Consider the following 23,074-nt stretch of genomic DNA (forward strand, 5'->3'; position numbering starts at 1 on the left):
TAAAATTATTTTATTCTGCGTCTTTTTCTTCTAATGCTAATACTTCTTTTAGTTCTTTTTTAACTTGTGGAATTTTTTCATTTAGCTCTTTTAGAGCCTCTTCTTTTCTGTCTTCTTCCTTTTCGTCAACTATTAAATCGAAGTATATTTCTCTATTTGCTATATCAACTTTACTACATTTAACTTTTACTTCATCTCCAAGTCTATAAATATTTTTAGTTCTTTCTCCAATTAGAGATAAATGATTTTCATCATAAACATAATAATCATCTTCTAATGCTGTAATATGAACTAAACCTTCTATTGTACTTGGAAGTTCTACAAACATACCAAAAGAAGTAACTGAAGATACGATTCCATCGAATTCTTCTCCAATTCTCTCTTGCATGTATTCTGCTTTCTTTAAATCATCAACTTCTCTTTCAGCTTCTTGTGCTACTCTTTCTGTCTCTGAAGATTGCTTTGAAGAATAATCAACTATTCCAATAAGCTTCTTAGCTCTACTTGGATCAATTTTACCATTTATCTGTTCCTTTATAATTCTATGAATTTGAAGATCTGGATATCTTCTAATTGGTGATGTAAAGTGACAGTAATATCTTGCAGCTAAACCAAAGTGACCTAAACTTTCAGGTGAATATCTAGCTTTCATCATTGATCTTAAAAGAAGTGTACTAACAACAGTTTCTTCTTTCTTTCCTTTTACTTTTTCTAATACTTCTTGAAGTGCTCTTGGATGAACTTCTTGACTCCACTTCATTGAATATCCTAAATTATAAATAAACTCTCTAAACTTAGTAAGCTTTTCTTCATCTGGATTTTCATGAACTCTATATACGAATGGTAAGTTAGTCCAGTACATATATTCTGCAACTGTTTCATTACATACAAGCATAAACTCTTCAATTAATCTATTAGCAATTTCTCTTGGATATGGTTTTATCTCTATTGGTTTTCCAAGTGAATTTAGGGTAATCTTTGCTTCTTCAAAATCAAAGTCAATTGCCCCTCTCTTCATTCTCTTAGATCTTAATATAGTAGCTAATTCTTCCATAGCCTTGAAGTCTTCATAAAGGTAATCATACTTCTTTATTAATTCTTCGTCTTTATCTACTAGAATCTTTGTAACATCTGTGTAAGTCATTCTTTCGTTAGTTCTTATTATACCTTCATGTATTGAATGTTCTACAACTTTACCTGTTTTATCAATTATCATAACACAGCTAAGTGTTAATCTATCAACTTGAGGGTTAAGTGAACATATTCCATTTGAAAGTTTCTTAGGAAGCATTGGTATAACTCTATCTATAAGGTATACTGATGTACCTCTTTTTAATGCTTCTGTATCTAGTGGATCTTTTTCTCTAACATAATTAGTTACGTCCGCTATGTGTACTCCAAGCTTGAAATTTCCGTTTGGTAATTTTTCTATAGATACAGCATCATCTAAATCCTTAGCATCTTCACCATCTATTGTAACCATTTTTACATCTCTAAAGTCAGTTCTTCTCTTATATTCTTTAGGGTCTATTTCTTCTTCTATTTTGTTTGTGTAATTTACAACTTTATCTGGAAAATCTTCTGGTAATCCAAATTTCTTTATTATAGTAAGAATATCAAGACCTCTGTCACCTTTTTGACCTAAAACTTCAGTTACAGTACCTTCAGGACTTCTTCTCTTTTCTGGCCACTTAGTAATATCAACAATTACTACATCACCGTCTTTAGCACCATTTTTATCTTTCTTAGATACGAATATATCTTGGTGAAGTCTAGTATCTTCTGGAATAACAAACCCAAAATTCTTGCTGCTTTCATAAACACCAATTATTTTGTTATTTGCTCTTTCAACAACTTCAACAATTTCGCCTTCTCTCTTCTTACCATTTCTATCTTCTCTTGTTACTTGTGCTAATACTTTATCTCCATTCATTGCGCCATTCATGCATGATGATGGTATGAATACATCCTTTTCGCCCTCATTTTCTGGTATTACGAATCCAAATCCTCTTTGATGACCTTGCAGTCTTCCTGCAACTAGCCCTAGTCTTTCTGGAATACTGTACTTCTCCTTTGCAGTTAGTACTATTAAGCCTTCTTTTTCCATAGTCTTAAGTACCTTCTTAAAAGCTCTAATCTCATCTGATCTTATATCGAAAACTGCAACTAGTTCTGTTAAATTCATTGGTCTATATGCGTCTTCACGCATAAATTCTAATAATGTGTGTTTTATTCCCATTTCATTCCTCCGTATTAATCATATATCATTAGTATATGCTATCCATTATTCTAATATATTATTCTATCTATATACTAACACATTATACATTAATAACAATTGTTCTTTAAGTAAATTATATATTTTATAGCATAAACTACCTTTATTATACAAAAAAAGCTATCTTCTTATTCAGAATTTAATATTCTATAAGAAAATAGCTTATTCTACTATATTATTTTAAAATAATATTCCACCAAATTCAACTATAAGTGGCGCAAATACAACTGCTACTATTGTCATAAGTTTAATTAATATATTCATTGAAGGACCTGATGTATCTTTAAATGGATCTCCAACTGTATCTCCAATTACTCCTGCTTTATGAGCATCGCTACCTTTTCCACCATGAACTCCACTTTCAATATACTTTTTAGTATTATCCCAAGCACCACCTGCATTTGACATTAGTATCGCCATCATAACCCCAGTTACAACGCCTCCACATATAAGTCCAGCTAATGCTTCCTTTCCAAGTAGTAACCCAACTACAATCGGTGATAGAACTGCTATAATTCCTGGAAGTAACATCTCCCTAAGCGCTGCTCTTGTTGAAATTTCAACACAAGTAGAATAATCCGGCTTTTCTGTTCCTTCTAAAATACCTGGTTTTTCTTTAAACTGTCTTCTAACTTCTGATACCATTTCTCCTGCTGCTTTACCAACTGATTGCATAGTAAGAGCACCAAATAAAAATGGAAGCATTCCCCCAATTAAAACACCAACCAAAGTTAGTGGATTAAGCAAATTAATTGTATCTAATTTAACAGCTTGAGTATATGATGCAAATAATGCTAATGCTGTTAATGCGGCAGAGCCAATAGCAAAACCTTTTCCTATTGCTGCTGTTGTATTACCAACAGAATCAAGTTTATCTGTAACTTCTCTAACTTCTTCATCTAGTCCACTCATTTCAGCTATACCACCTGCATTATCTGCAATAGGTCCATAAGCATCAACTGCTACTGTAATTGCAGTAGTAGAAAGCATACCAACTGCTGAAAGTGCTATACTATATAATCCTATTAATGAATTGTCCGCTCCACCTGCTCCAAAATAAGAAACTAAAATTCCAATTACTATTAAAATTATTGGAATAACAGTTGATTTCATCCCAACTGCAAGTCCTGCAATTATATTAGTTGCAGCACCTGTATTACATTCTTCTGCCATATACTTAACTGACTTGTAATCAGATGATGTATATACTTCTGTTATTTTACCAATTAGGAGTCCAACACATACACCAACTACTATTGGTATAAATAATTTTAAATCTTTAAATAAGTAGTTGCATACAAACCCACTAAGTACAAGAGCTATTCCCCCTGATAAAAAGCTTCCTAAATTAAGCGCTTTTTGTGGATTATCACCTTTATACATATTAACTGCAAAAATACCTATAATTGAAGATATTATTCCAACGGCTGCAAGTATAAGTGGATATATTGAAGCTTCTTTTCCAAGTACTGTAACTGATAAGAATCCACCTAAAGTAATTGCTGATATTATTGAACCAACATATGATTCAAAAAGATCTGCTCCCATACCACATACATCTCCAACATTATCTCCAACATTATCTGCTATAACTGCTGGATTTCTTGGATCATCTTCTGGTATACCAGCTTCAACTTTTCCAACTAAATCAGCACCAACATCTGCTGCCTTTGTATATATTCCACCTCCAACTCTTGCAAAAAGCGCTATTGATGATGCACCAAGTCCAAAACCTGTTATATATTCTGCATTTAAGTCAAATATAAATGAGAATATAGTAAGTCCAATTATTCCAAGGGATACAACACAAAGTCCCATAACTGCACCACCTGAAAATGCAACGCCTAAAGCTTTTTTTATTCCTGACTTAGCAGCTTGTGCACATCTAACGTTAGCTTTAACTGCTGTTCTCATTCCAACAAAGCCTGCTATCATTGAGAAAATTGCACCTACTAAAAATGCAATTGCAGTTTTGTAGCTTAAAAATATTGCTATACACAAAAATATTGCTACAATAAATATTGATAAATATTTATACTCCTTTTTTATAAAAGCCATAGCACCTTCTTCTATATGTGATGCAATCTCTTTCATAATTCCAGTTCCATCTTCTTTTTTCATAATACCCTTAATAATGAAAATTAAAAAAACAAATGCAATGATTCCACAAATTAGTGGTAGTATTAATAAGTTCATAACTCCACACCTCTCTTTAATATTCTTAGCATAAATCATGCTAATATATACCTATGAAGTTAATAACCATATTAGAATTATGTATAAACAAGTTTTAAAAATATTATTTTGAAATTCAAAAAAGCCAGCCAAATAAATTTGACTGACTAAAATTTAATTTGTGCTTCCCACAAATACTAAATCATATTTAATGCCATTGTATTTACTACGAATAGTAACATTGAAATAACGGTTGTTCTCTCTAACATAACTTCTCTTGTTCTTGATTTATTTCTTGAGAAGAAAGTATCATTGTTGCTACCTTGAATAAGTCCACTTAACGCGTCTGACTTACTAGGTTGCATAAGTATTGATACAATAATCACTAGACCAAGTATAGCTTCAACAACGAATAATGCTGTTTTCATGGGAAACACCTCCTAATATTTAAATCTATATTTCACATTCTTAACCACATAAGTATATCATAACGCAATTAATATTTCTATATAGTTTTACATATTTTTGTAAAATTCTTACGCTTCATCTCCTATTCTCATATAATACTAATAATTATATTATAAACCACTTAAAACATTATATTCTTTTATAACTTCTCTCCCAATGTATAAAATGGTATAATTATGTAATATTTACATTATATTAGGAGGGTAATCATGATTAATAATTTATCAGTTTTAATAATAGAAGACGAATACGATTTAAATATTTTAATGAAAAACTTATTAGAAAAAGAAAGATTTAAGGTTGTACAAGCATATTCCGGAGAAGATGCTAAGAAGTTAATCCACTCTAGTTTTGACTTAATAATTTTAGACTTAATGCTACCGGATATTGATGGTTTTGACTTAATACCTTTTTTTAGATCTATAACAAAGTCACCTATAATTGTTGTTTCTGCAAAAGATGATGACGCTGACCTTGCTATAGCATTAACACTAGGTGCTGATGATTACATAAAAAAACCCTATTCAAATACAGAATTAAAAGCAAGAATAAAAGCAAATTTACGAAGATTTAATTCATACTCATATAAAGACATAGATGTAATAAAAACAAATAATAAAATTTCTATTGGGGATTTAACATTAAATTTAGACAATTATATTTTAATAAAAGGTAATAATGAAATTCAGCTAACTTCTAAAGAGTTTAGCCTCCTTCACCTATTTATGAAAAACCCATCAAAAGTTTTTACTAAACAAAACTTGTATGACTTAATTTGGGGTGAAGATTTTATGAGTGGTGATAATACTGTGACAGCTCTAATAAAAAGACTTAGAGAAAAACTAGAGGACTCCCCAAAATCTCCAAAGTACATTAAAACTGTTTGGGGTATAGGATATAAATTAGGTGATATATGATTAATTATATTTTTTGTTTTATAATTGTTATTCTCATTATATATATAATTTCTCTTCATAAATCAATTAGCTATATTACAAAGCAAATTAGCTTTAGTAATAAATCATATCCCTTACAAGAAATTAGTATATATTCATCAAATACAACTATTATAAATCATGTAAAAGCACTAAATAAATATATATCTTTACTAAATGAACATAATAATGATTTAAATTTTAAAGAGTCCAATATTAAATCAATGCTTACGAATATTTCTCATGATTTAAGAACTCCTTTAACTGCAATCATTGGTTTTTCTGATTTATTAAGCGAGAGTAATGAAAACTCGAAAGAAATAGACTATATAAGAAAAAATACTAAAGTAATCCAAAATTACATCGATTCAATATTTACAATTTGCAAAATTGATTGTAAAAAGATTGTTATTTCTAAAGAAACCTTTAATTTATGTGAACTTATACGAGAAATTATTTTAATTTATTACAATGATATTTCTATTAACAATATAGATGTAAATATAGATTTACCAAAGGATGATATTTATATATATAACGACAAACATATAATGTTTAGAATACTGTCAAATTTAATATCTAATTCTATTAAATACGGTAAAGACGGTAATTACTTATCAATACAATTAAATAACTATAAAGATAATTTAGAAATATTAATTTCAGATAATGGTATCGGTATAAATGAAAATGAACTTAGGTTTCTATTTGATAAATGGTATCGTGGCAAAAATAGCTCAAACTTTTCTGGTACCGGTCTTGGACTATTTTTATCAAAGGAACTTGCTAATTTAATAAACGGATCAATAGATGTCTTATCAACTAAAAAACCTACAACTTTCATTTTTAAAATATATTTATCATAGAAATATTATATTTTTATAATTTAGAAGATAAATTTTTTTATTAAACTTAACTTATAAATTATTAAGAGGTGATACTTTGAGTTATATAATACAAACTATAAATTTAAATAAGCAATATAAAAACACCTTTGTTATAAAAGATCTTAACTTAAATATAAAAAAAGGTGAAATCCATGGTTTTTTGGGGAAAAATGGAGCAGGTAAAACTACTACATTAAAAATGTTACTTGGCCTTACAAAGCCAACATCAGGAAAAATACTTATAAATGGTGACCCCTATTCTAAAAACACATCCACAAAACATATTGGAAGTGTTATCGAATATCCATCATTTTATCCTAATCTTACTTGCTATGAAAACTTAAATATTCATAGACTAATGATGGGTATAGCTAACGAAAACTATATTTATGATGTTCTAAAAATAGTTAATTTAAATTCCAAAGAAATACTAAATAAAAAAGTAAAACACTTTTCACTTGGAATGAAACAAAGATTGGGTATAGCCCGCGCCTTACTTCATAAGCCTAATATACTTATTTTAGATGAACCAACAAATGGGCTAGACCCACTTGGTATAAAAGATCTTAGAAATATTTTATTAGACCTATCCCGTAACAGTAATATATCGATCCTTTTATCTAGCCATATATTAAGTGAAGTTTCAGAACTTGCAGATACTATATCAATTATTGACAATGGTTATTTAGTAGATGTTTTAAATGAAGATAAACTTCTAAAATTACAGAAATCTTATATTAGAATAAACACTAATGATTTAAATAAGTGTTCAATTTTTCTAGAGAAAAGCAAATCTATTCAAAACTATTCAATTACAAATAATAACGAAATTAGAATATTTGATGAAATTATAGACACTGCTCTATTAAATAAAGAGCTTATTGAAAATTCTATTTCAATAAAGGAAATAAATATAGTTAATCAATCTTTAGAAGAGTATTTTCTTAATTTAGTTGGAGGTCAAACTAATGCTTAATATTTTCAAAGTCGAATTAATAAAACTAAAGAAAACTTTTATACCATTATTAATGATTATAACGCCTTTAATTGTTCCAATGATAATTTCTAAAAATAATATATCATCAAGTAATTTTATTGCAACTTGCTTAACTATAAATGTTTTAATACTCTTTCCATTAATTATTAATATTGTTTGCAGTTATATATACTCACGAGAGTTTTTAGATAAAAATGAAAATATATATTTTTCATACCCTTTATCACCACTAAAATTAATATTATCAAAATTTTTTGTATTATTTATCTTAAGTTTATTAATGTATTCAATTACAATTTTTGCAACTTTATTCATGTCAAAATTATCATTTCAAGATTTCAATTTACAATTGCTACTTAACGAAAATTTAAGTATATTTTTTAAATCATTTTTACTTAATATGTTTATATGCCCAATAACTATATTGTTATCAATAAAAATTAAAAATATATTTATTCCTTTTGGATATAGTATACTATTAGTTTTGTCTAACATAACAATATTCACTATTTTCCCAATTGATAAAATAAAATATTGCTTATTAAATTTACCTGCTTTTGATTATTTCAATTTAAAATTCATGGAATCAACTTTACCATTTCTAGAACCTCAATATACATTAATTATGTTCTGTATTTTTTTACTTTTAATTTATATTCTTACTATAGTTTATAAAAAACTAGATTTATAGTAACAATAAAAAGCCCTGTATCAAATGTGATTTGATACAGGGCTAAAATATTATTCTATTTCTTTAAGTTGAAGAATGAGTCCATTCCTCTGTATTCAGCTACATCATCAAGTTCTTCAGCAATTCTAAGTAATTGATTGTACTTAGCAACTCTTTCTGATCTTCCTGGTGCACCAGTCTTGATTTGTCCTGCGTTAACTGCAACAACTAAATCTGAAATAGTTGTATCTTCTGTTTCACCTGATCTATGAGATATAACTGCTGTATATCCTGCTCTATTTGCCATTTCTATAGCATTTAAAGTTTCAGTTAATGTACCAATTTGGTTAAGTTTAATAAGAATTGAATTTGCAATTCCCATTTCAATACCCATCTTTAATCTTTCTGTATTAGTAACAAATAAATCATCACCAACTAATTGAATCTTTTTACCAAGTCTTTCAGTCATGATCTTCCAGCCTTCGTAATCTTCTTCAGCCATACCATCTTCTATTGAGATAATTGGATACTTATTAACTAAGTCTTCATAAAAATCAACCATTTCTTTTGGTGTTAATGTCTTTCCTTCATGTTTTAATACATACTTACCATCTTCAAAGAATTCTGATGATGCTGGGTCTAATGCTATAAACATTTCTTTTCCTGGTTCTATTCCAGCTTTCTTTATAGCTTCTATAATAACTTCAATAGCTTCCTCATTTGATTTTAAGTTTGGTGCAAATCCACCTTCATCACCAACACCTGTTGAATATCCTTTTTCATTTAATATCTTCTTAAGTGCATGGTATACATCTGAACACATTCTTAATGCATCACTAAATGTCTTTGCTCCAACTGGCATTATCATAAATTCTTGAAGGTCAACTGAGTTATCAGCATGTTCTCCACCATTTATGATGTTCATCATTGGTACTGGTAATACTTTTGCATTTACTCCACCAACATATTGATATAAAGGTAAACCTAAAAATTCTGCTGATGCTTTAGCAACTGCAAGTGAAACACCAAGTATAGCATTTGCTCCAAGTTTTCCTTTATTTTTAGTTCCATCAAGTTCTATTAATGTCTTATCTATAAAAGTTTGATCTAAAGCATTTAAACCAACTAATTCATCTGCTATTATATCATTAACATTCTTTACAGCATTTAAAACACCTTTTCCATTGAATCTATCCTTGTCTCCATCTCTAAGTTCAACAGCTTCAAATACTCCTGTTGATGCTCCTGATGGTACTGCAGCTCTTCCTACTGTTCCATCTTCTAAATATACCTCAACCTCAACTGTTGGGAATGATCTTGAATCTAATATTTCTCTTGCTAAAATATCAACTATTTCTGCATATTGTTTCATTTTTAATACCCTCCTCGTTAAAAATCAATTACCAATAATTATTATTTGTATTAAGATCAAATATTATTTATTAATTTGATTATTTATTAATTTAAATATATTATACTCCTATCCAATGATATTTTCAATCAATTGATATTTATTTTCAATTTATTAATATACACCCTATTTTCATAACAAATTAACTGCTTTATTCATAACATTTTTGAGTATAATCACATACAAAAAAGTTAGAGGCAATAAAACCTCTAACTTTTTTATTTATGGATATATTCTATGTTTTCCTTAATAAAATATTTCTCTATCTCACACTTCCAATGCTTAGCTTTAACTTTATCTATTTCTTCCATTTGGTTTAAAAAATCATCTAATATTGAAAGGGCATTAAGTTTCTTCATTAAGTGTCTTGGAAAATCCACTTTCCTAGTATAGCAACCTTTTGGATCTATCATCATTAGTCTTCCACTTTTAGTTATATAAATATCTCTACATCTTGTATCAAGTTTTTTAAAACCTAAATATTCGAACTCCTGTAGTAATTTATATATTTTATGAGTTAATTGCTTATCTATTCCGTTTCTTCTTATGTATTTGTCTAAACGTACTCCTGAAACCTTTTCCCTTACTATATACAGTTTTCCATGTACATATATATTAGGAAAGTATTTTGATTTCTTTGTTCTCTTTAATGTGTTTCCTTCTGCCTTACAAATTTTTTCTTTTAAAAAAATTTTTACTACTTTATTCCCAGGGAGCTCAAATACTATTCCATTATTGCCTTGTCCTAAGTACTCCCCTTTTCTAAATAATTTTTCTGTATTTTTATCAAAGCAGACAGAATAATCATAATTAACTTTCATCTTTTCTACCTAAATATTATTCTTCACACTATATATTATTAAATATATCTTTTATTGTGATAATCTTATAAAGGTTATTATAAACTTTGTTCCTAATTTTCGCTTTTTAAAACTTCATTTCTTATTACAACAAACATCATTATAATTCCAACACTGAATATAATATGTGATACTCCAGCTATTCCTGAAACCATAGCGCCTCCATTTAATACAAGCACTTGATCAATACCTCTCCATACAAACATACCTATCATAAATATAAGACCTAAATTATAAGTAATAAAAAACTTATTAAATAATTTATTCTTAGTAATTTTAAATTCTTTCTCAAATAAAGTAAGTAGTAGGAACACTAAGCTTCCTAAAACAAATAAATGTACATGTAATACTGACAATGTAGTTTTATCAGTAAATTCAAATATTCTTGTAAACTCACGATAAAAAACTCCACTTACTAATGCTAAAATAGCATAAATAAATGATGCATTAATTAATTTTCTCATTATAAATCCCCCTTTAATAATACTGATTATTCTTTAGTAATCAATATCTTATTTTATCATCTTTTATATTTTGTGTATATAAAACATTTCAATATATAATTATTCAAAATTAAAATACACTATAAATAAAATGAATCTAAAGTAATCTTTTTAATCTATAAATTATATATTATAAGTGAAAGATAAATTTTAGGAGATTAGTATGTTTTGGTTTTCTAATAATACAGATTCAAAGGTAACGTTTAAAGTATTAAATAATACAGATGATAATATATTTATAACAAGACTTTTTTCTAAAGACATGGACATTAAAGAAATGAGAAAAAGTTTAAGTCCAAATTATAATCACTTATTCCAAATACAATCTAGTTTATTTCACATAAATAAATTAGATTCTACTTCAATTTATATTTTATTTACTGATCCTCATGGAAAAACCCATAAATTTTTAGTTTATGAGAACCTTAAAGAAGATACTTATGTATATATTAAAGTCACAATCTTCAAAACACAACTTGGCGATTATGAAATTTCCATGCGAGATTTAATATCTCACCCTGAATGCTAAAAAAAGAACTCACAGTAAATTCTGTGAGTTCTTTATATTAATTATAATAAATTACTTTATTAATGAATGTCCAGTCATTTCTTCTGGTGCTTTAAGACCCATTTCTCCAAGCATTGTTGGAGCGATGTCTGATAGCTTACCATCTTCTAATGTCTTTCCTTCTGAATGGTTTGATACCCATACAAATGGAACTGGATCAGTTGTGTGAGCTGTAAATGGTGTTCCTGTTGAGAAATCAATCATTGTTTCTGCATTTCCGTGGTCAGCAGTTATAAATAATGATCCATCTTTTTCAAGAACTTTTGCTGCGATTTTGCCTAAGCATTCATCAACAGTTTCAACAGCTTTAATAGCAGCTGGAATTACTCCAGTGTGTCCTACCATATCTGGGTTTGCATAGTTTAATATGATCATGTCATATTTTTCACTATCTAATCTTTTTACTAATTCATCAGTTACTTCGTACGCGCTCATTTCTGGCTTTAAATCATAAGTTGCAACTTTTGGTGATGATATAAGTGCTCTATCTTCATTTTCATTAGGTTGTTCTACTCCACCATTGAAGAAGAATGTTACGTGAGCATACTTTTCTGTTTCAGCAATTCTTAATTGGTTTAATCCCTTATCTGCGACATATTCACCTAAAGTATTTTCTAATGTTTGAGCTTTAAATGCTACATTAACACCTTCGAAAGTCTTATCATATTGAGTCATTGTTATAAATGTTACATCTAACTTTTCTGCATTAAATCCATCGAAATCCTTTTGAGTTAATGCTCTTGTAAGTTCTCTAGCTCTATCTGGTCTAAAGTTAAAGAATATAACTGAATCTCCAGTTTTAACTGTTGCAACTGGGTGTCCATCTTTTTCTATTACTGTTGGTAATACGAATTCATCAGTTTTATTATCATGGTATGAGCTTTCTATAGCTTCTACTGCACTAGTTGCAGTTTCGCCTGTTCCTTTAACTATTGCATTGTATGCAAGTTCAACTCTTTCCCATCTGTTATCTCTATCCATTGCGTAGTATCTACCACTTACTGTAGCTATTTCCCCTACTCCAACTTCTTTCATCATTTCTTCAGTCTTTTCTATGAATTCTTTACCTGATGAAGGAGCAACATCTCTACCATCCATGAATGCATGAACGTATACTTTTTGAAGTCCTTCCTTTTTAGCAAATTCTAAAAGTCCTTTTAAATGATTTATGTGTGAGTGAACTCCACCATCTGATAATAATCCCATTAAGTGTAATGCTGAATTATTTTCTTTTGCATTTTTCATAGCTTTAAGAAGTTCTTCATTGTGGAAGAATTCTCCGTCTGCTATTGACTTAGTTATTCTAGTAAGCTCTTGATATACTACTCTTCCTGCTCCTATATTTAAATGACCAACTTCTGAGTTACCCATTTGTCCTTCTGGAAGACCAACAGCCATTCCTGAAGCTTGAAGCATTGAATGAGGATATTCCTTTACTAATCTATCAAAATTTGGTTTTTTAGCTAATGAAACAGCGTTGCCTTCTGAAGCCTCTGCTATTCCAAAACCGTCTAATATCATTAACATTACTGGTTTCTTTGCCATAACTCTACCTCCATCTATTTATAAAAAATATAATTAAATTCTTTTTTTATATTAATTGTGATTTTTTCTCTTATATTATACTACAAGAAATTATCATAAACAACAAAAAGCAATAGTATGAATGAATTGGTATTATTCAATCATGACTATTGCTTTGTATGTTAATACTTTACATTAATAAATTAATATTAGTAGTTAACGATTTGAGCAAAGTCTGAAGCTACTAAACTAGCTCCACCAACTAAAGCTCCATCTATGTCTGATTGAGCCATTTGCTCTTTAATTGTAGCTGGTTTAACTGATCCACCGTATTGGATTCTTACTTTATCAGCAACTTCTTTTCCGAACATTTCTACAACAACATTTCTGATTGCAGCTATTGTTTCGTTAGCTTGTTCTGATGTAGCAGTCTTTCCTGTTCCGATAGCCCAGATTGGTTCGTAAGCTATTACAACTTTTTCTGCTTCTTCTTTTGATAATCCTGCTAAGTCAGCTGTGATTTGTGCAGCTAAAACTTCAACGAATTTCCCTGATTCTCTTTGCTCTAAAGTTTCTCCACAGCAAAGGATTGGTGTCATGTTGTGCTTGAAAGCAGCTTTAACTTTCTTGTTGCAAGTTTCGTCTGTTTCATTGAAGTATTCTCTTCTTTCACTATGTCCGATTACTACGTATTCGATTCCCATAGCTTCAAGCATTACTGGTGAAACTTCTCCAGTGAAAGCTCCATTTTCTTCGAAGTGCATGTTTTGTGCAGCTATCTTTACATTTGATCCTTTAGCAGCTTTTACAGCAGCATCTAAGCATACAAAAGTAGGACATAAAACTACATCACAAGTAGCATCCTTTACTAATGGTTTGAATTCATTTATGAATTCTACAGCTTCATCTATTGTCTTGTTCATTTTCCAGTTTCCTGCGATTATTGCTTTTCTCATTAAAATCACCTCTAAATTATTTTATTGTTATTTGGAATAAGGTAGCCACTCTTTGTATTTTCTAAGAGCGGCTACTATTTATAAAAACTATTTAGGCTAAACTTAAATATTAGCTATTTAAAGCATCTATTCCTGGTAATACTTTACCTTCTAAGAATTCAAGTGAAGCTCCACCACCTGTTGAGATGTGAGTCATCTTGTCTCCGAATCCTAAGATGTTTACAGCTGCAGCTGAATCTCCACCACCGATTATAGTAGTTGCATTTGAATCAGCCATAGCCTTAGCTACTGCAATTGTACCTTTATTGAAGTTATCGAATTCGAATACTCCCATAGGTCCGTTCCAGATTACAGTCTTAGCATCTTTTATAGCATCAGCATATATTGCTTCTGTCTTTGGTCCGATATCTAATCCCATGTTTCCAGCTGGAATGTTTTGATCTTCAGTTATAGTTGCTTCCATATCTTTGAATTCTGGAGCTACTCTGTGGTCTACTGGTAATAAGAATTTAACTCCCTTTGCAGCAGCCTTTTCGATCATTTCTTTAGCGTAGTCAACTCTTTCTTCTTCAACTAATGAAGTTCCGATTTCGTATCCTTGAGCTTTTAAGAATGTGTAAGCCATTCCTCCACCAATTATTAAAGTATCAACTTTATCTAAAAGGTTATTTATAACTGCAATCTTATCTGAAACTTTAGCTCCACCTAAGATAGCAACGAATGGTCTTTCTGGAGTTTCAACAGCATTTCCTAAGAACTTTAATTCTTTTTGGATTAAGTATCCACATACAGCTGTATCTAAGTAATCAGTTACACCAACAGTTGAACAGTGAGCTCTATGAGCTGTTCCGAATGCATCGTTTACGAAGATATCAGCAAGTGAAGCTAATTCTTTAGAGAATTCTTCTCCGTTCTTAGTTTCTTCTTTTCTGTATCTTGTATTTTGTAATAAAACAACGTCTCCGTCTTTCATTTCTGCAACTGCTTTTTTAGCGTTTTCTCCAACAACATTGTTGTCAGCTGCGAAAACAACTTCTGATTGAAGCATTTCGCTTAATCTCTTAGCAACTGGTTCTAATGATAATTCTGGCTTTGGTTCACCCTTTGGCTTACCCATGTGTGAGCAAAGTATAACCTTTGCACCGTTGTCTACTAAATACTTAATAGTTGGAAGTGCTCCGTTTAATCTATTTTCATCAGTTATAACACCATCTTTTAATGGTACGTTAAAGTCACATCTTACTAAGACTTTTTTACCCTTTACATCTATATCTTCTACAGTCTTTTTATTGAAGTTCATTCTTTTCACCTCTTAAATAAATTTAATTATATTTTAAAATAGTCTGGCTTTATAGCCTTAACTACAAAACCAGACTTATAAAACTTTTTTATTTGCTATCTAATTAATAGATTACTTTAAGTTAGCGAAGTATCCTAAAGTTCTGATTAATTGGTTAGTGTATGACATTTCATTGTCGTACCATGAAGCAACTTTAACTAATTGTTCTCCGTTAACTTCCATGATCTTTGTTTGAGTTGCATCGAATAATGATCCGAAGCTTATTCCGATTACGTCTGATGATACTATTGGATCTTCAGTGTATCCGTATGATTCGTTTGCAGCAGCTTTCATTGCAGCGTTTATTTCTTCAACTGTAGTCTTCTTGTCAAGAACACAAACTAACTCAGTTAATGAACCAGTTATTACTGGAACTCTTTGAGCGTTTCCGTCTAACTTACCAGCTAATGCAGGGATAACTAATCCGATTGCTTTAGCAGCACCAGTTGAGTTAGGGATGATTGAAGCAGCAGCAGCTCTTGCTCTTCTTAAATCTCCTTTTGCATGTGGAGCGTCTAATGTATTTTGATCATTTGTGTAAGCGTGGATTGTAGTCATGAATCCTTCTTTTAATCCAAATTGTTCATTTAATACGTTAGCCATTGGAGCTAAACAGTTAGTTGTACATGAAGCACCTGAGATAACTGTATCGCTAGCTTTTAATATTTCGTTGTTTATGTTGAATACAACTGTTGGAAGGTCGTTTCCAGCTGGAGCTGATATAACAACTTTCTTAGCACCTGCTTCGATATGAGCTGAAGCCTTTTCCTTTGAAGCGAAGAATCCTGTACATTCTAAAACGATGTCTACATTTAATTCTCCCCATGGTAAGTTCTTAGGGTCTCTTTCTGCAGTTACTTTAATTTCTTTTCCGTTAACTACGAAAGCTCCTTCTTTAACTTCGATTTCTCCATCGAATCTTCCTTGTGCTGAATCGTATTTGAATAAGTGAGCTAATGTCTTAGCGTCTGTTAAGTCGTTGATTGCAACCACATTAAATTCAGGGTTGTTGATCATTAATCTTAATGCTAATCTTCCTATTCTTCCAAAACCGTTAATTGCTACATTTACCATATTGTAAATACCTCCTAAAAAATAGCTTTTATAAAAATTTTTTTTATAAACAAATTAATTATTTTTACTGCATAGAACTCTTAAAATTTCTATTCCTGCAGCTTCATCAGTAATTAAAACAGCGTTTTTATTACCTCTTTGAGTCGCAATAATCGACTCTACTTTATTTTCTCCACCAGCAACCACAATATGTGTGTTAATTTTTCTGGCTTCATCTATATTTATTCCAATAGCGGTTGTTTTTGAAACCACTTTTGAATCTTTATCGAAGTAACATCCAAATGCTTCTCCAACAGCTTTAAGCTTTGTAAGACTTAAGATGCTTTCTTCGGAAAGTCCTCTTTTCTGTGCCATTTCAACAGCGTTACCAACTCCATAAACAAATATATCTGCATTATGTATACTTTTTACAACCTCTTTAATATCATTTTCTTCTTTTAATGATTTTAAAAGCTTAAAGCTAACATTTTCAGAAACATGAAGCATTTTGTAACTTCCATTTACTTTCTTTGCAAGCGATGCAGCTAAAGTGTTAGCCTGTATCTCTACAGTTCTACCCATACCGCCTCTTGCTGGAACTACTAATACATTAGATAAATTCTTTACTTCTCTAAATGACTCTACAACTTCTTTAACTGAACTACCTCCAGTTAAAGCAATAATCGAATTATTCTTAATTATTTTTCTTAAATAATTAGAAGCTGCTTTACCGATATCTTTTAGAACAGCTGGATTATTATCTACATTTCCTGGAACTATTATAACTTTTTTAAGTGAAAGTTTATTTTTAATATCTTTTTCAATATCTGACAAACCTCTAAGTTCATGTATAAATGAACTTAATTTATCAACAACTTCTTCACCACTTTTTGTTACATTCATACCTGGTGTATTAACTTCTATTAACCCTTGACCTTTAAGAAAACTTACTTCTGTTCTAACTACCCTTTCGCTTAAATCAAGCTCACTAGCTAAAACTCTTCTTCCTATAGGTTGGTTTAAAAATATAGTCCTTAGTATATTGTACCTTTTTTCGAGTACCTCTACAAGTTCAGGAACTATTTTCTTTTGCAAACTTAATATTTCCTGCACCTTCAACACCCCTTTGGTCACAAAACGTCCCATACTTATCTTTTATGTCCCACAGGTTCTATTATAAATTAAATTCATGAATTTTGGAAGTATAATTTTAATTTTTTTTGATTTTTCTGCCTAATTTACTATATAAAACTACTGCAATTCCTTATATAAAGAGACTTAAGCTAAAGTCTTTTTCTTTTGCTTGATGACTTAATTCCAAGTTCCTCTCTGTATTTTGCCACAGTTCTTCTTGATATATTCATACCTTCTTCTTTTAATTTATCACAAATAAATTGATCAGAATAAGGTTTTGTTTTCTCTTCTCCGTCAACAAGTTCTTTTATTTTATTCTTTATTTTAACAACTCCTAAGTCCTCATCGCCATTAGAAACTCCTGTTGTAAAGAGATCCTTTATTTTGACAGTTCCTCTATCAGTTAATATGTATTTATCTTTAACTGCTCTACTTATTGTTGATTCATGTACTTCTAACTCTTCTGCTATCTCTTTTAAAGTCATAGGTTTTAAATAATTATAACCTTTTTCGAAATATTCCTTTTGTTTTAATATTATCTTTTCTAATACTCTATATAAAGTACTTCTTCTTTGCTCAATGCTCTTAATTAAGAATAATGCTTTATTTAGTTTGTCCTTAACGTAATTAGACGCATCATTATCTTTATCTTTGTTAATAACCTCTTTGTAAGTATTATTTATAGATAATCTTGGCAGTACGCTATCATTCATTATAATTATGTACTCACCATCTATCTCTCTAATTGCAGCATCAGGTATTATAAACTTAACCTCTTCACCTGTATAAAAACCTCTAGAAGGCTTTGGTTCTAATTTCTTAACTACATCACCATACCTTTGAGCTTCTCTTGGTGATATCCCTAATTTTTTTCCAATAGCTGCATATTTATTTTCAGCTATGTCCCCTAAATGATTTTTTACTATTTTAACCATAATATCATCATCTAAAGCAAGCTTATCTAATTGAATAAGTAAACACTCTTCAATATTTCTAGCTCCAATTCCATAAGGCTCTAGGTCTTGTACTATTTTCAAAACATCTTCCCCTTTTTGAAGGGGAATTTTAAGTTCTTCACAAATATCTTTTAAATCACATTCTAAATATCCTCTGTGATCTAAATTTTCTATAATATATTCTGCAATTTCTTTACTATATTGATCAATTGATAATTCCATCAATTCTTCTTTTAAATATTCTTTTAGTGATTTTTTTTCTGATATAAAATTAAAAGGTGATACATCATCATCACTATCATATGATCCATAACTTTGAGCTCCATAATTATCAAACTCAAAATATTTTACCATTTCTTTGTAGTCATATTTATCCATAGTTTTATCTTCTGAAATTGAAGATTTCTCTTGGCTATGATCTTTTATATCAAGTATTGGATTTTCTTCATATTCTTTATCTATGTATTCTCTTAAATCATTAACTGACATTTGAAGCATTTTTATTGATAATTGCATTTCTTGAGTCATAACTAACTTTTGTTCTTGAGTTAGATTAATAGAATATTCCATTTTCATGCGCTCACCCATTTCACTCTTTATTTTCTTTATAATTATAGCATAGAAATTTTATTGTGTAATGGTTTTAAATCCTACAACTTCAAATAATTTTGATGGCACTTCAAAGACTTCCTCTATGATCATTTTCTTATATTTTTCAACATCATCCATAGTTTTTTTACTAACACACTCTTTAGTTGATGGTGCATAATTTATCATATCATCTGCTAATCCAAGTTCCTCTACATTCCTTATTCCACTTTTAAAACTTCCTTCTCTTGCTTCTTTACATAAATTCAACATAACTTTATCAGTACTCTTTATCATTGATGATATAATAACATCTTTATATTCCGGTGCTGTAACTCTTTGATCTGTATCAACTCCAATTGCCTTCTTTCCCTTTTCTTTAGCTGCTTTAAATACTCCAAGTCCTGACTTACCCGCTGCTTGAAATATAACATCACAACCTAAATCATATAACTCAATAGCTTTTTCATATGCTTTTTTTTCATCTAAAAAATTTTCTGTAAATCTAACTAATGATCTTCCCATTAGACCTTCTAATGCTTTCTCATTAGAAATTTTCACCCCTGCTGTATATCCTGCATAAAATTCATTACCAACTCTATTGTCCATACCACCAATAAAACCAACTTTATTTGTTTTAGTTTCATTGCCAGCTATTATACCCATCAGAAATGCACCTTCTTGATGTTTAAATGTAATTGATTTAACATTTGGTTCATTTATCTTTTCATCAACTATAGTGAAATTTTTATCTCTTCTTTCCCTTGACGCTTTTTGGATTTCTCCTTTCATCTCTTCTCCTATAGCAATAGTAATATTATTATTTTCAGCAAATTTTCTAAAGATTTTATCTTCATCATCTGTTTTTCCATTCAATTCTGCAAACTCAGTTTTAATATCATAAGTAGTCGCAGCTTCATCTAACCCCTTTTTTGCTATTTGTCCAAATGATAAATCATTAAAACTTTGTGCAACGAGCCCAACCTTCAACTTCCCACTTAAACTTTTCTTATCCATCAAACTACAACCACTTATAAAAAAAATTAAATATAAATAAAATACCATTATTAATAGAATTATTATTTCTTTGTTCTTTTTCACCTTATCCATATGTTCACCTCAATATTTAATTATCTCTATTATTTTCTCCAAATAACAATTTTTAATTCAAAAAAAAAAGCATCAAAATTTGATGCTTTTTTCTTTTAACTATTTATAATAATTTATTAATTTTCGCTTGCAAAAAATACTCCAACTGCTTTATTACCTGAATGTATTCCTACTGAACAACCAATTGGTACATTTATATAGTTTATATTATTATCATCTAAATACTCTTTAATTACGTTATAAATCTCATCACTATCTAAATTAATAAGCGCAACTGGTATATCTTTTCTAGGCACTAATTTTTCTATATCATTAATAATCTTCTTAGCTGCCTTTTTATTTCCTCTTACTTTATCTTTTAGAGCCATAACCCCATCTCTAACTTCTAAAATAAGTCTAATTCCAAGAATTCCTGTAACAACACTTACAGCCTTTGGAAGTCTTCCACCTCTTACAAGATTATCTAATGATTCAAAGCTTAATGAACTTCTTATATAAGGTTTTAACTCTTCTAATTCTGTAGCTATTTCTTTAATTGATTTTCCTTGATCTCTTAAATTAGCTGCTCTTATAACAAGTAATCCAAGTCCTGATGTTATTGTTTGTGAATCTATTATTTCTACATCCTCAGTCTCAAGCATTTGCTTTGCAAGGCAAGCAGATTCATAAGTTCCACTCATACCAGATGACATAATTATTGATAAAACTTTATATCCTTCATCTATGTACTTTTTATATACTTCAACAAATCTATTTGGTGTTATTTGAGCTGTTGTTGGAAATACATCTCCCTCATCAATTCTTTTAAACACTTCATTTAGATCCATTTCAACCCCATCTAAATAACTTTCTTCCCCAAAATTTATAAGAACTGGTAGTACGTCAATATCTAATTCCCTTAAAAGTTCCTTCGGTAAATCAACAGTACTATCTGTAATAATTTTTATTTTTTCCATCCCTATTCCCCTTTCAATTCTACTTCATGTTTGGAAATCCAAATTGTCTTAATGCTTCATATGCAATTATGGCTACTGTATTTGAAAGATTTAAACTTCTTGTACTAGTTTTAATCATCGGTACTCTTAGCCCTTCATGTGCATTATGAACATCATCAGGCACTCCACATGTTTCCCTTCCAAACATTATGAAATCCCCTTCTTCGAATTTCACTTCATCATAGTGTTCTCCCCCGTGAGTTGTTGCTAAATATATTTTATTTTCCCCATATTTCTCCATAAAATCTTTATAGCTTTCATGTACCTCAAGATCTAATTCACTCCAATAATCAAGGCCAGCTCTTTTAACTTGCTTAGAACTAATATCAAACCCTAGTGGTTTAATTAAATGTAACTTAGCTCCTGTTAAAACACATGTTCTTGCTATATTCCCTGTATTTTGAGGTATCTCTGGTTGATACATTACTATATTTAAATTCAAAAAATCACCTTCCATTGATTAACTAAAAAGAAAAAATAAGATGAATTTTCATTCATCTTTCACTCTTCTAAGCCTAAAAATTAAGCTATAATAAAAATAATACTACATGAATTCTCATTAGTCAAAGCATTTATAGAATACGTAAATTGTAATTACTTTATTTTAACCTAAGTAAATTAGTCTTTTAAATTATATACTTTATTATACATTTATTCATATATTTCCTTATTTTTTCTTCGAAGAATTCTTTCATTTCTTTTATATTTTCCTTGTCATAGACATACTTTGTATAACCAAATTGACCATATTTCAAACTTCTTCCTTCCTTCCCCATAGGAAGCTTAGAATTTGGATAAACAGTTAATATTTGATTTTTAGCACGTTCTGTATATCTATGTGATATTATTTCTATTTCTATTTCTCTACCTTCTTTAGCATTACTAAATTCTTCTGAAATTTTCCTTATAAGCTTTAAGTAATCATCTTTCCATCCATCATATAAAAATACTGGTGCTATTATAAATCCTATTTTATATCCATCATTATAAAGCTTTTTAGCTCCATTAATCCTGTCTTCAAAACTATCTGTTCCTTTTTCAAATTCATCAATTATTTTATTTGTATTTAAACTAAATCTTATAGTCGTATGACCATTATGTTTAATTCCAATTAATGAATCAATTTCTGAAAATTTAGTTACAAATCTAAAATAACTAAATTCATTTTCACCTATTTTCTCAATAGTTTTTTTAAGTGCACCTGTGTATTGTTCAGTTGGTATCGGATCTGATGTTGCTGCACCTTCAAATACAGTTTTCTCTGGCTTTCTTTCCTCAACGTACTTAAATGCTTTATTTAATATTTCATCAATATTTACATACACTTTAGTGTATGGTCTTTTTCCAAGTTGAGTATTTAAATAACAATACTCACACATACCACTACAGCCACTTAATAGTGGTAATTGGTAATTAGCTGAAGGCTTACAACTTTGAAATTCTGTTATTTTTCTAACACCGATTACTAAAGTTCTCTTTCCTAAAAAGAAATTTTTAGAATCGCTATCATCTTTTTTGCCAAGTACTCTTCCACCTTTATTTACTAAAACCTCTAAATCACTTTCTTTAAATCTATTTAAAAGTTCTGTGCCAAGTGAATATTGTAAAGCTTTTTCATCAAATACTACTTTATATGGATTAAACATAAAATCTCCTCCTCTAAGTAG

21 protein-coding genes are annotated in these 23,074 nt (G+C 29.6%); 5 read left to right on the forward strand and 16 right to left on the reverse strand.

Annotated features, from left to right (window positions below):
- Positions 1–10: 10 nt before the first annotated feature.
- From rnr to secG, 3 genes are all read right to left on the reverse strand, one after another.
- Positions 11–2,239, reverse strand: coding sequence for a ribonuclease R (gene rnr / locus RSF37_RS09135; protein WP_332564103.1), 2,229 nt, complete (start codon positions 2,237–2,239; stop codon positions 11–13).
- Between the two features lie 219 nt (positions 2,240–2,458).
- Positions 2,459–4,474 carry a sodium-translocating pyrophosphatase gene (locus RSF37_RS09140; RefSeq protein WP_332564104.1) on the reverse strand — a complete coding sequence of 672 codons (2,016 nt, stop codon included), beginning with the start codon at positions 4,472–4,474 and terminating at the stop codon, positions 2,459–2,461.
- 176 nt (positions 4,475–4,650) lie between these two features.
- Positions 4,651–4,881 (reverse strand): preprotein translocase subunit SecG, encoded by a 231-nt coding sequence (secG, locus tag RSF37_RS09145; RefSeq protein WP_332564105.1) that lies wholly within the window; start codon positions 4,879–4,881, stop codon positions 4,651–4,653.
- Between the two features lie 249 nt (positions 4,882–5,130).
- Here secG and RSF37_RS09150 point away from each other — a divergent pair, with 249 nt between their 5' ends.
- From RSF37_RS09150 to RSF37_RS14790, 4 genes are all read left to right on the forward strand, one after another.
- A complete protein-coding gene (locus tag RSF37_RS09150) occupies positions 5,131–5,838 on the forward strand; it encodes a response regulator transcription factor (RefSeq protein ID WP_332564106.1) in 708 nt (235 codons plus the stop codon).
- A gap of 242 nt (positions 5,839–6,080) precedes the next feature.
- On the forward strand, positions 6,081–6,722 hold the full coding sequence (locus tag RSF37_RS09155) for a sensor histidine kinase (protein WP_332564107.1): 642 nt from the start codon (positions 6,081–6,083) through the stop codon (positions 6,720–6,722).
- Between the two features lie 76 nt (positions 6,723–6,798).
- Complete coding sequence (locus RSF37_RS09160) at positions 6,799–7,719, forward strand: ABC transporter ATP-binding protein (RefSeq protein WP_332564108.1); 921 nt, start codon at positions 6,799–6,801, stop codon at positions 7,717–7,719.
- Positions 7,712–8,431, forward strand: coding sequence for an ABC transporter permease (locus tag RSF37_RS14790; protein ID WP_442878716.1), 720 nt, complete (start codon positions 7,712–7,714; stop codon positions 8,429–8,431). Before RSF37_RS09160 ends, RSF37_RS14790 begins: the two co-directional genes overlap by 8 nt.
- A 55-nt stretch (positions 8,432–8,486) precedes the next feature.
- Here the strand turns inward: RSF37_RS14790 and eno are convergent, their stop codons facing one another.
- From eno to RSF37_RS09175, 3 genes are all read right to left on the reverse strand, one after another.
- Positions 8,487–9,782 carry a phosphopyruvate hydratase gene (gene eno / locus RSF37_RS09165; protein ID WP_332564109.1) on the reverse strand — a complete coding sequence of 432 codons (1,296 nt, stop codon included), beginning with the start codon at positions 9,780–9,782 and terminating at the stop codon, positions 8,487–8,489.
- A 257-nt stretch (positions 9,783–10,039) separates the two neighbouring features.
- On the reverse strand, positions 10,040–10,642 hold the full coding sequence (locus RSF37_RS09170) for a protein kinase (protein ID WP_332564110.1): 603 nt from the start codon (positions 10,640–10,642) through the stop codon (positions 10,040–10,042).
- Between the two features lie 92 nt (positions 10,643–10,734).
- Positions 10,735–11,145 (reverse strand): DUF2871 domain-containing protein, encoded by a 411-nt coding sequence (locus tag RSF37_RS09175; protein WP_332564111.1) that lies wholly within the window; start codon positions 11,143–11,145, stop codon positions 10,735–10,737.
- A gap of 202 nt (positions 11,146–11,347) precedes the next feature.
- On the opposite strand from RSF37_RS09175, the gene RSF37_RS09180 reads away from it, so the two are divergent.
- Positions 11,348–11,713: a hypothetical protein gene (locus RSF37_RS09180; RefSeq protein WP_332564112.1), complete on the forward strand. Its 366-nt coding sequence runs from the start codon at positions 11,348–11,350 to the stop codon at positions 11,711–11,713.
- 51 nt (positions 11,714–11,764) lie between these two features.
- Here the strand turns inward: RSF37_RS09180 and gpmI are convergent, their stop codons facing one another.
- The 10 genes from gpmI to splB all read right to left on the reverse strand — a co-directional run bounded on the left by gpmI (position 11,765) and on the right by splB (position 23,053).
- Complete coding sequence (gpmI, locus tag RSF37_RS09185; protein WP_332564113.1) at positions 11,765–13,297, reverse strand: 2,3-bisphosphoglycerate-independent phosphoglycerate mutase; 1,533 nt, start codon at positions 13,295–13,297, stop codon at positions 11,765–11,767.
- Positions 13,298–13,485: 188 nt separating this feature from the next.
- A complete protein-coding gene (gene tpiA, locus RSF37_RS09190) occupies positions 13,486–14,232 on the reverse strand; it encodes a triose-phosphate isomerase (RefSeq protein ID WP_332564114.1) in 747 nt (248 codons plus the stop codon).
- A 109-nt stretch (positions 14,233–14,341) separates the two neighbouring features.
- Positions 14,342–15,532, reverse strand: a complete 1,191-nt coding sequence (locus RSF37_RS09195; RefSeq protein ID WP_332564115.1) for a phosphoglycerate kinase — start codon at positions 15,530–15,532, stop codon at positions 14,342–14,344.
- Between the two features lie 111 nt (positions 15,533–15,643).
- Positions 15,644–16,645 carry a type I glyceraldehyde-3-phosphate dehydrogenase gene (gene gap / locus RSF37_RS09200; RefSeq protein WP_332564116.1) on the reverse strand — a complete coding sequence of 334 codons (1,002 nt, stop codon included), beginning with the start codon at positions 16,643–16,645 and terminating at the stop codon, positions 15,644–15,646.
- A 54-nt stretch (positions 16,646–16,699) separates the two neighbouring features.
- On the reverse strand, positions 16,700–17,737 hold the full coding sequence (locus RSF37_RS09205; protein ID WP_332564117.1) for a sugar-binding transcriptional regulator: 1,038 nt from the start codon (positions 17,735–17,737) through the stop codon (positions 16,700–16,702).
- A 170-nt stretch (positions 17,738–17,907) separates the two neighbouring features.
- Entirely contained in the window at positions 17,908–19,290 is a 1,383-nt protein-coding gene (gene rpoN / locus RSF37_RS09210; protein WP_332564118.1) for an RNA polymerase factor sigma-54, read from the reverse strand.
- 51 nt (positions 19,291–19,341) lie between these two features.
- The gene (locus RSF37_RS09215; RefSeq protein ID WP_332564119.1) at positions 19,342–20,412 is read right to left on the reverse strand and encodes a BMP family lipoprotein; all 1,071 of its coding nucleotides are present in this window, start codon (positions 20,410–20,412) and stop codon (positions 19,342–19,344) included.
- A gap of 116 nt (positions 20,413–20,528) precedes the next feature.
- A complete protein-coding gene (locus RSF37_RS09220) occupies positions 20,529–21,368 on the reverse strand; it encodes a DegV family protein (RefSeq protein WP_332564120.1) in 840 nt (279 codons plus the stop codon).
- Between the two features lie 19 nt (positions 21,369–21,387).
- Positions 21,388–21,849, reverse strand: a complete 462-nt coding sequence (locus tag RSF37_RS09225; protein ID WP_332564121.1) for a tRNA (cytidine(34)-2'-O)-methyltransferase — start codon at positions 21,847–21,849, stop codon at positions 21,388–21,390.
- Positions 21,850–22,033: 184 nt separating this feature from the next.
- The gene (splB, locus tag RSF37_RS09230; protein ID WP_332564122.1) at positions 22,034–23,053 is read right to left on the reverse strand and encodes a spore photoproduct lyase; all 1,020 of its coding nucleotides are present in this window, start codon (positions 23,051–23,053) and stop codon (positions 22,034–22,036) included.
- Between the last annotated feature and the right edge of the window lie 21 nt (positions 23,054–23,074).

Origin of the sequence: Clostridium sp. (genome assembly GCF_036643715.1) — a bacterium.
Lineage (GTDB): Bacteria > Bacillota > Clostridia > Clostridiales > Clostridiaceae > Clostridium.

Excerpts from the sequence above, each read along its gene's own strand:
- rnr (WP_332564103.1), bottom strand. The coding sequence starts at position 2,239 with ATGGGAATAAAACACACATTATTAGAATTTATGCGTGAAGACGCATAT.
- RSF37_RS09140 (WP_332564104.1), bottom strand. The coding sequence starts at position 4,474 with ATGAACTTATTAATACTACCACTAATTTGTGGAATCATTGCATTTGTT.
- secG (WP_332564105.1), bottom strand. The coding sequence starts at position 4,881 with ATGAAAACAGCATTATTCGTTGTTGAAGCTATACTTGGTCTAGTGATT.
- RSF37_RS09150 (WP_332564106.1), top strand. The coding sequence starts at position 5,131 with ATGATTAATAATTTATCAGTTTTAATAATAGAAGACGAATACGATTTA.
- RSF37_RS09155 (WP_332564107.1), top strand. The coding sequence starts at position 6,081 with ATGCTTACGAATATTTCTCATGATTTAAGAACTCCTTTAACTGCAATC.
- RSF37_RS14790 (WP_442878716.1), top strand. The coding sequence starts at position 7,712 with ATGCTTAATATTTTCAAAGTCGAATTAATAAAACTAAAGAAAACTTTT.
- eno (WP_332564109.1), bottom strand. The coding sequence starts at position 9,782 with ATGAAACAATATGCAGAAATAGTTGATATTTTAGCAAGAGAAATATTA.
- RSF37_RS09170 (WP_332564110.1), bottom strand. The coding sequence starts at position 10,642 with ATGAAAGTTAATTATGATTATTCTGTCTGCTTTGATAAAAATACAGAA.
- RSF37_RS09175 (WP_332564111.1), bottom strand. The coding sequence starts at position 11,145 with ATGAGAAAATTAATTAATGCATCATTTATTTATGCTATTTTAGCATTA.
- RSF37_RS09180 (WP_332564112.1), top strand. The coding sequence starts at position 11,348 with ATGTTTTGGTTTTCTAATAATACAGATTCAAAGGTAACGTTTAAAGTA.
- gpmI (WP_332564113.1), bottom strand. The coding sequence starts at position 13,297 with ATGGCAAAGAAACCAGTAATGTTAATGATATTAGACGGTTTTGGAATA.
- tpiA (WP_332564114.1), bottom strand. The coding sequence starts at position 14,232 with ATGAGAAAAGCAATAATCGCAGGAAACTGGAAAATGAACAAGACAATA.
- RSF37_RS09195 (WP_332564115.1), bottom strand. The coding sequence starts at position 15,532 with ATGAACTTCAATAAAAAGACTGTAGAAGATATAGATGTAAAGGGTAAA.
- gap (WP_332564116.1), bottom strand. The coding sequence starts at position 16,645 with ATGGTAAATGTAGCAATTAACGGTTTTGGAAGAATAGGAAGATTAGCA.
- rpoN (WP_332564118.1), bottom strand. The coding sequence starts at position 19,290 with ATGAAAATGGAATATTCTATTAATCTAACTCAAGAACAAAAGTTAGTT.
- RSF37_RS09215 (WP_332564119.1), bottom strand. The coding sequence starts at position 20,412 with ATGGATAAGGTGAAAAAGAACAAAGAAATAATAATTCTATTAATAATG.
- RSF37_RS09220 (WP_332564120.1), bottom strand. The coding sequence starts at position 21,368 with ATGGAAAAAATAAAAATTATTACAGATAGTACTGTTGATTTACCGAAG.
- splB (WP_332564122.1), bottom strand. The coding sequence starts at position 23,053 with ATGTTTAATCCATATAAAGTAGTATTTGATGAAAAAGCTTTACAATAT.